This is a genomic window from Planococcus sp. NCCP-2050, from assembly GCF_023708025.1.
GTDB lineage: Bacteria > Bacillota > Bacilli > Bacillales_A > Planococcaceae > Planococcus.
This window is the reverse complement of record NZ_BRCX01000001.1, coordinates 1,004,195-1,018,589: the sequence shown is the minus strand read 5'-3', so window position 1 is coordinate 1,018,589 and position 14,395 is coordinate 1,004,195. Positions and strand designations below refer to the sequence as shown.

Annotated in this window: 13 protein-coding genes; all 13 read left to right on the top strand. The window is 31.5% G+C overall.

Translation table 11 applies throughout. The features are described 5' to 3' along the window. The first annotated feature begins 2 nt into the window (after positions 1–2). The 13 genes from NFU07_RS05050 to galE all read left to right on the top strand — a co-directional run bounded on the left by NFU07_RS05050 (position 3) and on the right by galE (position 14,346). Complete coding sequence (locus NFU07_RS05050; protein ID WP_251475499.1) at positions 3–638, top strand: sugar transferase; 636 nt, start codon at positions 3–5, stop codon at positions 636–638. A gap of 20 nt (positions 639–658) precedes the next feature. Further along, positions 659–1,177, top strand: a complete 519-nt coding sequence (locus NFU07_RS05045; protein WP_251475497.1) for a GNAT family N-acetyltransferase — start codon at positions 659–661, stop codon at positions 1,175–1,177. Between the two features lie 4 nt (positions 1,178–1,181). Next, positions 1,182–2,243 carry a DegT/DnrJ/EryC1/StrS family aminotransferase gene (locus NFU07_RS05040; RefSeq protein WP_251475495.1) on the top strand — a complete coding sequence of 354 codons (1,062 nt, stop codon included), beginning with the start codon at positions 1,182–1,184 and terminating at the stop codon, positions 2,241–2,243. 34 nt (positions 2,244–2,277) lie between these two features. Further along, entirely contained in the window at positions 2,278–3,336 is a 1,059-nt protein-coding gene (locus NFU07_RS05035) for a GNAT family N-acetyltransferase (RefSeq protein WP_251475493.1), read from the top strand. A gap of 121 nt (positions 3,337–3,457) precedes the next feature. Next, positions 3,458–4,912, top strand: coding sequence for an O-antigen polysaccharide polymerase Wzy (wzy, locus tag NFU07_RS05030; protein WP_251475491.1), 1,455 nt, complete (start codon positions 3,458–3,460; stop codon positions 4,910–4,912). Then, on the top strand, positions 4,903–6,294 hold the full coding sequence (gene wzx, locus NFU07_RS05025; protein ID WP_251475488.1) for an O-unit flippase-like protein: 1,392 nt from the start codon (positions 4,903–4,905) through the stop codon (positions 6,292–6,294). Before wzy ends, wzx begins: the two co-directional genes overlap by 10 nt. A gap of 67 nt (positions 6,295–6,361) precedes the next feature. Beyond that, positions 6,362–7,372, top strand: a complete 1,011-nt coding sequence (locus NFU07_RS05020) for an NAD-dependent epimerase (protein WP_251475486.1) — start codon at positions 6,362–6,364, stop codon at positions 7,370–7,372. Further along, a complete protein-coding gene (locus tag NFU07_RS05015; RefSeq protein ID WP_251475483.1) occupies positions 7,372–8,652 on the top strand; it encodes a nucleotide sugar dehydrogenase in 1,281 nt (426 codons plus the stop codon). Before NFU07_RS05020 ends, NFU07_RS05015 begins: the two co-directional genes overlap by 1 nt. Positions 8,653–8,672: 20 nt before the next feature. Beyond that, complete coding sequence (locus NFU07_RS05010; RefSeq protein WP_397443699.1) at positions 8,673–9,557, top strand: glycosyltransferase family 2 protein; 885 nt, start codon at positions 8,673–8,675, stop codon at positions 9,555–9,557. Positions 9,558–9,559: 2 nt separating this feature from the next. Further along, positions 9,560–10,762: a glycosyltransferase gene (locus NFU07_RS05005; RefSeq protein ID WP_251475470.1), complete on the top strand. Its 1,203-nt coding sequence runs from the start codon at positions 9,560–9,562 to the stop codon at positions 10,760–10,762. A gap of 16 nt (positions 10,763–10,778) precedes the next feature. Next, the gene (locus tag NFU07_RS05000) at positions 10,779–12,110 is read left to right on the top strand and encodes a polysaccharide pyruvyl transferase family protein (RefSeq protein WP_251475468.1); all 1,332 of its coding nucleotides are present in this window, start codon (positions 10,779–10,781) and stop codon (positions 12,108–12,110) included. Positions 12,111–12,125: 15 nt separating this feature from the next. After that, complete coding sequence (locus tag NFU07_RS04995; RefSeq protein ID WP_251475458.1) at positions 12,126–13,250, top strand: glycosyltransferase family 4 protein; 1,125 nt, start codon at positions 12,126–12,128, stop codon at positions 13,248–13,250. Positions 13,251–13,347: 97 nt separating this feature from the next. Continuing rightward, on the top strand, positions 13,348–14,346 hold the full coding sequence (gene galE, locus NFU07_RS04990) for a UDP-glucose 4-epimerase GalE (protein ID WP_251475456.1): 999 nt from the start codon (positions 13,348–13,350) through the stop codon (positions 14,344–14,346). Positions 14,347–14,395: the final 49 nt, after the last annotated feature.

The following is a 14,395-nucleotide window of genomic DNA, read 5'->3' as shown; positions in this document are numbered from 1 at the left end:
GAATGGTTGTTTCTAAAGGCGGATTATATAGAAGGTTTTTCAAACGGCCTATGGATTTTGTGCTTTCTTTGTTAGCGATTATTGTACTTAGTCCTGTATTTCTTATAGTGGCTATTCTGGTGAGAACGAAGCTTGGGAGTCCGGTTTTGTTCAGACAGAAGAGGCCGGGGTTGAATGAAGAGATATTTGAGATGTATAAGTTTCGGTCTATGACTAGTGAAAAGGATGCTAATGGAGATTTGTTGCCTGATAGTATTCGATTGACTAAGTTTGGCAGAATTTTGAGATCTACTTCTTTGGATGAACTTCCTGGGCTTTTGAATATTTTGAAGGGTGACATGTCTATTATTGGACCACGACCTTTAGCTGTTCAGTATTTGCCATATTACAATCATGAAGAAAAGACAAGACATTCGGTTAGGCCTGGATTATCTGGATTAGCTCAAATTAACGGTAGGAATACCGCAACTTGGGAACAAAGATTTTACTATGACATTCAATATGTAAAGAAAATTACTTTTATTTTAGATATAAAGATTATTTGCCAAACACTTTTAAAAGCGGTTAAGCGAAGTGATATTGGTGAGCGGGGTATAGATGCGCCAATAGATTTTGATCAGTATCGAAAGAAAAAATAAAAGATGGGTGGGTTATTTAAATGAATATTACAGGTGAAAAAGTTTTGTTGCGAGCTATTGAAATCTCAGATAAAGAAACTTTGTTGAAAATCATAAATGATTCAGAGACAGAGAATTCTCTTGGTGGATGGTCATTCCCGGTTTCAAGTTTTAATCAAGAGGATTGGATTAAAAATCAAAAGCCTAATATTGGAGTTTTAAGGTGCATGATTGATGATAAAAAAACTAAGCAGGTACTCGGTACAGCCATATTATCTGATATAGATTACAAGAACGGTAATGCTGAAATTCATATTAAATTAACTGAAGATGCTAGAGGCAAGGGGTATGGAGCTGATACAATCAAAACTTTAGTAGAGTATGCATTTAATGAGTTGAGGCTTAAATGTGTATTTGCAAGTATCAACGCTTATAATACCCCTTCGCAAAAATTATTTGAGAAATGCAACTTTATCGTAGAAGGCAGACTTAGAAATAGAATTTTTAAAAAAGGGAACTATCATGATGTGTTAGTTCTATCTATATTAAATGAGGAATAACATTATGGAGATAGGTAGTGAATTTTGGTTAGAAAGTGTAGACGAGAATTCAAAACGTAAGACTCCAGATTTCTTGAAGGAATATAAAAATGTAATTTTAACTTCATCAGGAAGGGGAGCCATAACCCACCTCTTACAACAGATACAACCAAAAAGAAAATCTGCTCTTTTGCCAGCGTATATTTGCGAATCAGTAATCATACCTTTTATTGAGATGGGGTATGAATGTAACTATTACGAAGTAGATGAAAATTTAATTCCATCTCTGGAAAGCATAAGGAAATACAAAGATGTTGGAGTGTTTTTACATCTTGGATATTATGGATTTTCAACGAATTCTAATTTGGAAGAAGTTCTAAAATCTTTTTGCGAGAATTCAACTATTGTAATTGAAGATGTGACACACAGCCTTTTTTCTAAATTTATAAGATCCAAGTTTAATCATTTTTATGTTGGTAGTATTAGAAAGTGGTTTGGTATACCAAGCGGAGGATTTTTGGCTTCGAAAGAAATCCTTGATAGTAAACTTGAAGAAAAACCTTTTTTTTCATCGAAAAGACTTGAAGCTCTTATTAATAAAAGGAATTATATTGAGACTGGAAATGTTGAATTAAAGGACAAGGCGTTAAGTCAATTCTCTGAAGCTGAAAAAAATATAAATAATGATTTTTATCCATATCAAATTGATAGGTTATCATTTGAAATTATAAACTCAATAAATGAAGAAGAGCTTATTAGAAAAAGAAAACATAATTATTTGATTTTAACTTCTAGCTTAAAAGAGGTATCTTATCTTCAACATGTTACTTTGAAGAATGATGATAATACATGCCCTATGTTTTTCCCCGTATTTATAGAAGGAGAGCTTAGGAATATGGTTAGAAGTAAACTCGCAGAGCAAGGTATTTACTGTCCGATTCATTGGCCAATACCACCACAAATTGATACAGATACTATATCTGCAACAAAAAGGATATATGAACATATTTTATCAATTCCTTGTGATCAAAGGTATGATGGGAAAGATATGGAGAGAATTCTGACGGTGCTTAAATCCATATACTAATTAGATATTCAGTATTAAGTAAGGAAGTGGATTCATGATTTCAGTGATTACAAATAATGAAACAGAAAAATGGAATAAGATAGTAAAAAAATTTGAAAATTTCGATATTTATTATTTAGCTGAATATACAAAAGCATTTGAGATTCATGGCGATGGGGAACCTATTCTTTTTTATTATCAAGGAGATAACTTTAAAGCCATTAATGTCGTAATGAAAAGAGATATTGCACTAGATGAAAAATTCAAAGGGGAAATTCCAGCACAAACATTTTTTGATATCGCTACTCCCTATGGCTATGGAGGATTTTTGCTAGAAGGAGAAGTAACAGAGAAAAATATTTGTATGTTAAATAGAGAGTATAGTTCCCTCTGTAATGAAAGAGGAATAGTTAGTGAATTTGTACGTTTTCATCCGCTTCTAAAAAACTCGAGTAGATTAACTTCTATATATGATGTTATAGATCTAGGTAAGACAATTACTATGAAGTTAGAAACCCGAGAACAGATTTGGAATGATTTAATTGGTAAAAATAGAAATGTTATTAGGAAAGCTAGAAATAGTGGCATTAATATTTATTGGGGCCGTAATTCTCAGCTTATTGAATGTTTCATAGAAATGTATAATGCGACGATGGATAAGGATAATGCTAAAGACTACTATTATTTTAAAGAAGATTTCTATGCAAGCATACTTGAAGATTTAAAATACAATTCAATGATATTTTATGCTGTTTACGAAGAAAAGATAATATCGATGTCAATGATATTGTTTTCGAATACTCAGATGCATTACCATCTTTCTGCTTCTGATAAAAAATTTCAGCACTTGGCACCAACAAATTTATTGTTATATGAATCTGCATGCTGGGGAGTAGAAAATGGGTATAATACTTTCCACTTGGGCGGCGGTCTTGGCAGTCAGGAAGACAGCTTATATAAATTTAAAAAAGCATTTAATAAAGGTTCTAATTCTTATTTTTCGGTAGGCAAAAAGGTTTTTGACGAAGTCAGATACAAAAATTTAATGGCATTAAGAATGGAAACGAAATTTAAAGGTATTAAAGAAAGTTTTTTTCCTGGATATAGAAGTTGAAAAAAGTTTGATGAAATTATTTTAATTATTATAGATTTTAGTAATTCAGAAAAAATGAAGTGGAAATTCAAGTTTTTTATGCAATTTTTATTCAAATAGGTGTAAAAAAGAGGTAACTGTGATGAATAAAAAAATCGTAATTACGAAAATCATTTTTATAGCAGGTTGGTTATTTATAGGCTTATTGATATATATTTTTAATCCATACATTAATATTTTGTTTACCAATAATCATCCCCAAAAGGTAAAGTTTTATTCCATAGTAGGATTAATCATGTTCTTCTTATCGATATATAGCTGGAAAAAAGTGAATGGAACAATTATAACTCCATTTATACTTTGGATTACATCATATTACTTTTTTTGTTTTGGTCAGTTTTTTTTGTATATATTTAATATAGATTTTGATTTTTTGATATTCCATAGATACTCATATGAAAGAATCTTCGATGCGCAGTTATTTACACTATATACAATTGTGGCCTTTATGATAGGTGCATTAATGTCGGTAAATAGTATAGAAAAGAAAAGTTTAAAACCGAGAGAAAATACAGAATTTACACAATCGGCTAGAACCATTGGTTGGTTATTGTTCAGTATTTCAATTATACCGACTGTCATAAATTATTATGAAATTTTAACGATTTCTTTTCAGTATGGATATTCTGGTCTTTTTAATGTAAGAGAAGTGAAGACAAGCTTCGGAAATATAGGTGGTTTTTTAGCATTATTTACAATTCCTGCGATGTTCTTATTACTCTATTCGTATAGAAATCATTTTAATATGTATAGAATCTTTTTCTGGTTAATAGTTGTTTACGCAATAATTGGACTAATAAGTGGAGATCGTGATAAACCTCTCCCAATTTTAGTTGGAGTAATTATATTAAATTTAATTTTAAAAAACCAAAAAATAAAAATAAAAAAATTGATACCTTATCTAATCGGCTCGTTGATTGTTTTAACTATGTTTCCCGCCTTTTTAATCTACAGAAGAGGCACAGAAAATAGAGGTCTTAGTACTTTTTGGAATAATTATATAGATAGTTTTACTGATAATAACCCATTATTTTTTGTTTTTGCAGAGATGGGAGCTTCTGTCATTCCATTAATTGAAACTATGGCAGTCATTCCGGAATTTTTTCCATTACATTATGGATCTACCTATCTTTGGGGGCTGACCGCAATTATTCCTAACTTATTTTGGGATGTTCATCCGGCTGCTGTACATTCGAATATAGCGGCTTGGGTAAAAGAGCTTATGGGTATAAGTTATGGCGCAGGAAGTTCATTGCCTACTGAAGGATATTATAACTTTGGTAAATTTGGATTCTTATGTTTAATACCGATAGGTTATATTGTTGCTAAATTCTCAAATTTTAATAACAAGGATATATTAATGAAAAATCCCTATAAATTGATTTTTGTATGTCTCTTTTTAATATTCTCGCTTACTTTAGCGAGAAGGGGTTTATATGACATGATTAGAGGCGTTTCATATTACACTGCTATACCATTACTCTTAGTATATCTACTAATATTAGTGAAAAGAAGGTATGGAAAAAAATGGGGATAAAAATCTCTAATTCAGACGTAAAATGGAGTTACATAAGTTTAGCTCTATCTAATGGAATCAATATAGTGTTATTACCATTTATATTGATATATTTGAACTCTAAAGAAGTTGGCTTATGGTATGCGTTCGCAGCAATTGCGGGACTTGTAGTCATATTAGACTTTGGGTTTATGACTACGTTATCTAGAAACGTAACATTTGTATGGTCTGGAGCTCAGTCAATTAAAAGTTCTGGTTATGATAAAGAATCTATAAATAGTGATTCACCGAATTATGGGTTATTCGTAAAATTATTTAAAACTACCAAGCTCATATATCTATTGATTAGTTTAGTTATTTTGATTCTTATGTGTACCATAGGAACACTTTATGTATATAGTATTTCTAAAGAATCAATCGATTTAGCCATAGTTTTTTTTTCTTGGACATTATATTTTCTCGCTGTTTTTCTTAATATGCGTTTTGCATATTGGAATGCAATTTTAAAGGGTATTGGAGCAATAAAAAGAAATCAACAGATATTAATTGCGACTAAGATAACTCAATTAACTATGACTATTATTTTTTTAGTATTAGGATACGGCCTTATTGGAGTTTCTTTGGCCTATCTAATCTCTGTTATAACTAATAGAGTTTTAGCTCATTTTGTCTTCTTTGCTTATCAAAATAATAAAGAAAAGCTTCAATCACTTATGAAAGAAAAAGTGACATTTAATGAATTAAAAAAAATTGCTGTAGATATTTGGCCAAATACTTATAAACAAGGGCTGATATCAATTTCAAATTATATTAGTTTGAGATCTCTGCCACTGATTAGTGCTTCTTTTTTAGGACTGAGTATTACAGCTGCATTAGGTTTATTACTACAAATAATCACAGTAATAACAGTAGTAAGTAATACATTTTTCAATACCTATTTACCTCAACTAAGTTCATACAGAATACAGAATAGGTATAATTTATTAGAAAGTAAGTTCAAAAAAGCGATTTCAATAAATTATATAATCACACTTTTCAGCTTCACGATCTTACTTCTTTTTTCTGAACAAATTTTGAATATATTAGGTTCCGATATTGAAATGCCTTCTATAAGTGTTTTAATTACTTTATTGGCATACTATTTCCTACACAATAACCACTCTTTATTTGCAGGTTATCTTGCTACTGCTAATACACTCTTGCATTATAAAGCATTTATTATCTCGAGTTTATTGACGCTAATTATTCAACTGTTTAGTGTCTTCATAGTAGGGCCGTCAATTTGGACATTATTATTGCCTATGGTTATAATTCAACTATTTTACAATAATTGGAAATGGCCATTATCGGCAATCAAAGAAATAAACATAAATAAAAAGTTTGCAAAAAAAGTAGAGATATAATTTAGTTTGATAATAACTCGTTTTTAAATACAAAATTTTTTTGGTTTTAAGAAAGAAGGGTATTTATTTGAAAATATTAATTACTGGTGCTGCAGGTTTTATTGGATCAAATTTAGTAAAAAAAATATTGACATTAAACCATTGTGTAATTGGAATTGATAATATGAATGATTATTATTCAGTTTCTCTCAAGGAAGCGCGATTAAATTTATTAAAACATCCTGATTTTACTTTTTATAAAACAGATTTAGAAGATGAGGAAGTAATTACTGCTATTTTTAAAAAAGAGCAACCTGATGTAGTGGTAAATTTAGCTGCACAAGCAGGTGTTCGATATAGTTTAGAAAATCCACGTGCATATATCGACTCTAATATAGTAGGTTTTATAAACATTCTTGAGGCATGCCGCCACAATGAAGTGAAGCATTTAATATATGCTTCATCAAGCTCTGTATATGGTGCAAATGCTTCTTTGCCTTTTTCAGTCCATGACAATATCGACCATCCGTTAAGTCTCTATGCCGCGACGAAAAAAGCTAACGAATTAATGGCGCACACTTATAGCAGTCTATACAATATTCCGACCACTGGACTGAGATTCTTTACAGTTTACGGTCCTTGGGGACGCCCAGACATGGCTTTATTCATGTTTACGAAAAACATCATTGAAGGAAAACCAATAGATGTTTTTAATAACGGAGAAATGATGAGAGATTTCACTTTTGTGGACGATATTGTTGAATCGATCTCACGTTTAGTTGACAAACCCGCACAGCCTAATCCGGAGTGGACTGGAATGAATCCTGATCCAGGAACGAGTTATGCACCATATAAAATTTATAATATAGGAAATAATAATCCGGTGAATTTAATGGATTTTATAGAAGCGATTGAAGAAAAAACTGGAAAAAAAGCTATTAAGAACTTTATGCCCCTTCAAGCAGGTGATGTGCCAGCTACTTATGCAGATGTCGCTGATTTATATAGAGATATTAATTTTCAACCAGAAACAAACATCAAAGATGGAGTCGAAAAATTCGTTGACTGGTATGTTGACTATTATGGAGTGAAATTATAATGAATAGAAAAATCGGAGTAGTAGGATTGGGTTATGTTGGTTTACCGGTAGCAGTAGCATTTGGCAAGGAACATAACATTGTAGGATTTGATATAAATGAAGGAAGAATTTCTTCGCTGATTAGTGGAACAGATTATACGAACGAAGTAACTGATAAAGAACTGACAGAAACATCGATTCAATTCACTTCTGATCCCTCAAAATTGAAGGAGACGGACTTTATTATCGTAGCTGTACCGACTCCAATTAACGAACATAATCAACCTGATTTGACTCCCTTAGTAAAAGCGTCTGAAACAGTGGGTAAAAATTTGTCAAAAGGCACAATAGTGGTTTTTGAATCTACTGTTTACCCAGGTGCGACAGAAGAAGTTTGTGTGCCAGTTCTAGAGGGATTTTCCGGTTTGAAATGCGGAGCAGATTTCTTTGTAGGGTATTCTCCTGAGCGTATAAATCCAGGCGATAAAGAGCATACATTTACTACAATTACAAAAGTAGTCTCCGGCCAGACTCCAGAAATATTGGAAATAGTTGCTGATACTTACAGTAGTGTAGTAAAGGCAGGTGTCCATAGAGCGAGTTCCATTAAAGTAGCGGAAGCAGCGAAAGTTATTGAAAATACTCAGCGTGATGTAAATATCGCATTAATGAATGAATTAGCTTTGATTTTTGACTTGTTAGATATTGATACTGCAGAAGTATTGGCTGCTGCAGGTACGAAATGGAACTTCTTAAAGTTTTCACCCGGTCTTGTCGGTGGACATTGTATAGGGGTAGATCCATATTATTTAACACATAAAGCTCAAGCTGTAGGATATCAGCCAGATGTTATCTTGGCTGGTCGACGGATTAATGATGGTCTTGGCAAATATATCGCAGGTACTCTGGTTAAAAAAATTATAAAACAAGGTACTGCTGTCCAAGGCGCTAAAGTGACTATTCTAGGCTTAACTTTTAAAGAGAACGTTCCTGATCTTCGTAATTCAAAAGTGATTGATGTAATCCGTGAACTTCAGGAATATGATATTGACGTCCAAGTTACTGACGCAGAAGCAGGAGGTAATGAAGCGTTGCGTGAATATGGAGTTAACTTAATCTCTTATGAAGAATTAGAAAAGGCAGATGCGGTAGTTCTAGCTGTTCCTCATAGAAGTTATATTGAAAAAAGCTGGTCCAACATTCAGTCATTATTTAAAAATGAAAAGGGTGTACTTGTTGATGTAAAGAGTGTATTACCCCTGGATAAAAAACCTGATGGTATTTCAGTTTGGAGATTATAAATAGTTGAGGATGGATGAAAGTGCCCTTATTAACAGTATATACACCTACTTATAACAGAGCTTATATACTACATGAATGTTATGAAAGTTTACTGCGTCAAACAAATCAAAATTTCAAGTGGTTAATTGTCGATGATGGGTCAACAGATCAAACAAATGAACTGGTTAATATATGGATTAAAGAGGGGAAAATTGATATAAATTATATATATCAAGAAAACCAAGGAGTTCATGTGGCTAGGAATAAGGCAATCGAAAATATTGATACTTACTTAAATGTTTGCATCGATTCCGATGATCATCTGCCAGATAATGCAGTTGAATTAATCACCAAACTATGGACTGAAAAAGGCGGAGAACAATATGCTGGTATTATAGGTTGGGATGTTTATAAAAGCGGGAAAGTAGTTGGGAAAAAATTTCCAGAGAGCTTAGAAGTAGCTACTTTAATGGATTTATATGAAGTTTATAATATTCCAGGCGATAAAAAGCCAGTTTATAGAACAGATATTGCAAAACTATTCCCTAGTCCACAATTTGAGGGAGAGAACTATTTTCCAAATCGTTATAAGTACAGCTTAACTGACGAAGTCGCTCCATGTCTGTTATTACATGAACCGTTATGTATAGTAGAATACTTACCTGATGGAATTACGGCTAATTTGTTTACTAGATATTTAAAAAACCCAAGAGGTTTTATATTTTATAGAGAATTTTTAATGAAAAAAAGCAATAGCTTATATAAGCGTTTGAGACAAGCAATTCATTTGAACGCTATGCAATTGCATATAAAAAATAATGGATATATTAAAAAAAGTGAGTATCCAATAACAGTTGCATTTGCATTACCATTGGGATGGATTTTATTGAACTATATAAAATATAAAGCTAAGAAAAAGGGATAACTATGAAAAAGAAAAGAATATTATTTACAATAGCGAATTTTAACATAGGCGGACCTCAAAAAAGTTTATTAGCTCTTCTTCATAAGATAGACTATACAAAATACGAATGTGATTTAATGATTTTAAGTGGTGAAGGGGCTCTTTTGAAATATTTACCACCAGCTGTAAATGTTTTAGAAACACCCATAGAAATAAAATTTGCATTGATTTCGAAAAAAGAGCTAAGAAAATCAACTTTTAAACTGTTACAGAGAAAGAAAGCTAAGTTGGTGTTTAAAGCACTAAATACTTTGAATGATGGATATAAATTAAATAATATGGGACAGGCAAGGCAAAAATTTTGGTTAGAAAATCATAAGTATTTTCCTGAATTAAACCAAAAATATGATGTTGCATTTGGTGTATCAGGCGGTCACTCGATGATGTATATTAATGATTGTGTTTCTTCTAATAAGAAAATAGGATGGATAAGATCTGATTATAGAGTTTTGAAACGAAATATAAAAATAGATAACATTTATTTTAGAGGAATGGACTATATATTATCTGTTTCTAAAGAGTGTAAAGTAATCTTTGATGGCATGTTTCCAGAACATGCTCATAAAACGGTGACAATGTATAATGTACTCCCATTTGATATTTACAAAAATATTAAATCTGATATTTCCTTTTTAGAAAAGGAACATAATACGATTAATGTTTTAACTATATGCAGATTAGATCCTAATAAGGGAATTGACATGGCAATGGAAGCTATGTCGAAATTATTGGAAAAAAAAATAAATATAAAATGGTATGTCCTTGGTGATGGGAGTTTTAAAAAGTCAATAGAAGATGAAATAAAAAAAAGAAAATTAGAAAATAATTTCATACTATTAGGTTTTCATCTTAATACCATGGATTTTATTGAAAAGTGCGACATTGTGGTTCATCCTTCAAGGTTTGAAGGTAAGTCTAATGTTATTGACGAAGCTAAATATCTAAATAAACCGATTATAGCTACTAATTATGAAACTGTAGGGGAACAAATTCAAGATAATATTAACGGGATAATTGCTGAAATGAATGGAGAATCTATTGCAAATAATATAGAAAAGTTAATAAACTCTAAAGAGTTAAGAGAGAAATTAATAACTAATCTATCGAATGAAGAAAGTACTGAGGAACAAAGTTTAAAAACATTTTACAGAATTATTGAAAATTAAATTTAGGGAGAAATAAATGGCTAATTATTTGATTGTTCCAGGAAACACCGATTTAAACAGAGGAGATCAAGCGTTAATTTGGGAATCAATAAATATTCTAAAGGAAATCAATAATAACGCTAACTTTAGAATAATTCTAAGTGGAGAAACCGAAAAAGAAAGACATATTCAATCTTGGCAAACAGCAAAAAAAGGTTACGAATTTGTATATCCCTTAATAAATCATCCAAATAGGGGGGAAAAAGAAGAAAAAAATCAATATTACTCTAAAAACCAGTATATTAGATGGGGTTTAAGAGCAGTAAAAGATTTTGTGCCAAGATTATTATTATTAAGTAGAAATAGTCATATAGAAAAACTTGCATTAAGGAGTTTATCATATGAATTTCAACAAACATATGATCATTTAAAAAAATCTAAAGGTATTATATTTAAAGGTGGTGGATTTATCCATAGCTATGGTTCAATTCGAGATCCATATATAATGTTTTATTTTTTATATTATGCTATGTTGGCAAAAAAACATAATATAAAAGTAGTTTTTATGCCGAATTCTTTTGGACCTTTCAAAAATAAAATAGCAGCAAGAATGGTAAAAAATGTGATGAAAAAAATTGATTTGATAGCAGTAAGAGAAAAGATTTCTTTAAACGTTTTAAAAGAAGAATTAAATATAGATTCACAATATTATCCAGATTTAGGTTTCTTTTTAAAAGAAGATCCAAACTTTGAAGTAGAATCTTATCTGAGAAAATTTTCAATTCCAAAAGACAGAAAAAAAGTGGGTATCACAGTTAGGCCGTATCGTTTTGACGGACATACAAATCCACATCAAGCATATGAAAATTATATAAATTCTTTTAAAGAGTTCATAAATTATCTGGAAAAAAATAACTTCCACCCGATTTTGATTGCACAAACTATGGGACCGAGTTTTAATGAAGATGACAATGAGGCAATTAAAGCAATTTTAGATGGTGGTATTCAAAACAATGTGACCGTAATTTCTGATATTAACCTGGATGCTAGCTCCATAAAAAAAATATATAAATCTATGGATTATGTCGTAGGAACAAGATTCCATTCTGTCATATTCTCTATTTCTTCTGGAACGCCTTCTATAGCTATTTCATATGGAGGGAATAAAGGAAAGGGAATAATGGAAGAACTAGGATTAAAAGAATATGAAATAGAAATTGAACAATTAGCTAGTGAGAGATTAATCAAAGTGTTTAATGAATTATTATTAAATGAAGAATCTTACAAAAAGATAATTCGCGATAAAATGAAGGAATATAATAAACTTCGTGATGATTTTAAACTTGAGTTAAATAGAAAGTTCCATTAAATGAGGTATTAAAATATGAGAGTTCTTTTTGTAGCTTCAATTTATCGACATTTGGAATTTTTTCACATTCCTTTTATGTTGCTTTTAAAATCCAAAGGTTATGAAGTATATGCGGCAGCGGCAAGTGATACATTTTCTAGAAAAGAGTTACTAAAACATGGTATTCCCTGTTATGATATCCCCTTTGCTAGAAGTCCACTTAATGCTCAAAATCTGAAAGCTTTGAGGGAGTTAAAAACGCTTATAAAAGAAGAAGATTTTGATCTCATACATGTTCATACACCTGTAGCATCTCTTTTAACCAGGTTTGCTTATAAAAAATATGGTAATGGAAAAATTATTTATACAGCACATGGTTTTCATTTTTATAAAGGTGCTCCCTTATTAAATTGGCTCCTTTACTATCCGGCGGAAAAAAGTGTTGTTAAATGGACGGATGCGTTAATTACTATAAATAATGAAGATTACAATCGTGCACTTAATATGGGATATAAAAAAGAAAATGTTTATTTAGTACATGGTGTAGGAGTAGAACAGAATTCTTTAGACGAAGAAGTATTTGATAAGAAATTATACAAACAAAACTTGGGATTAAAAGAAAACGATTTAATCATTTCATATATAGCAGAGATAAATGAAAATAAAAATCATCGCTATTTAATTGGAAATTGGAATAAAATAAAATTAAAAGTCCCTAATTCTGTGCTTTTGATTATAGGTGACGGAGTGCTAAAAGAAGAATTAGAAAAAAAGATACTAGCCGAAGAAATCGAAGGAATCATTTTTTTAGGGCAAAGAAATGACGTAAATAAATTGCTTCAAATAACAGATATACTAAGTTTATTATCATATCGTGAAGGTTTACCTAAAAGTATTATGGAGGCAATGATAAATAAAGTTCCTTGTATAGTGAGTAACACCAGGGGATTAAGAGATTTAATAATTCACAATGAAAATGGCTATGTGGTAAATCAAAATAAAAATGAAGAACTTGTAAATGCTTTCATTAAATTATTAAAAGATGAAAATACTAGAAGAACAATGGGCGAAAAATCGAAAGAGTTTATTCAACCATATCTATTAAAAAATGTTTTAGAAGAATATGAAGAGATATATGATGAAGTATTAAGAAATAATTAGAAGTTTTAATTTATTTTTTTGAATTAATCATTATAAAGAAAATAATGAAAGATTAAGAGCATTAAAGCAGTAAAAATTTTTAGGGGGCAAGACCTAAATGAATATACTAGTAACTGGCGGAGCGGGCTATATAGGTTCTCACACATCCATTGCTTTGCTGGAAGCAGGTCACAAGGTGATAATTGCAGACAACCTTTCAAACAGTAGGCTTGAAACGGTGGAAAATATTTCAAGGATCACAGATAAAGAAGTGCAATTCCGAGAAATTGATGTTACAGATGCCCAAGCTGTTGAAGTGATTTTTAAAAATCATAAGATAGATGCTGTCATTCATTTTGCTGGACATAAAGCAGTTGGTGAATCTGTAGAGAAGCCACAAGCTTATTATTATAATAACTTGGTCAGTACGATGGTTCTTGCCAATGCCTGCCTCAAATACGATGTGAACAAATTTGTTTTCAGCTCGTCGGCGACAGTATATGGAGACAATCCTGTTGTACCATTTACAGAGACGATGAAACTCTTGCCAACGACGAATCCATATGGTGAAACGAAAGCGATGAGTGAACGTATTTTAACAGATATTGCTCAAGCAAACCTGGATTTTTCTGTATCGATCCTCAGATATTTTAATCCTGGTGGTGCTCATGAAAGCGGATTGATTGGAGAAGCGCCAAATGGTATTCCAAATAATATAATGCCCTATGTGACTCAAGTAGCCAAAGGTAAATTGAAAGGATTAAAAATCTTCGGAGACGACTATCCAACTTCCGACGGCACAGGAGTCCGCGATTATGTTCATGTCGCAGATTTAGCAGATGGCCACCTGGCTGCATTAAATAATCTTACTGATGGTGTCAAGGTCTATAATCTAGGAACCGGTAAAGGTACTAGTGTATTAGAATTAGTGAAAGCTTTTGAAGAAGCAACCGGAATCGATATTCCTTATGAAATTACAGAACGCCGCCCCGGTGATATTGCTTCCTGCTATGGTGATGTTTCCAAGGCAGAACGAGAATTGGGTTGGAAAGCGAAGCGGGATACTATTGCTATGTGTCAGGACGCTTGGAGATTTGAGAAGAATTTTAAGGATTAAAAATTATTGCCGCGCATAATGACGTGGTAATAGGAATTGGGATTGAACT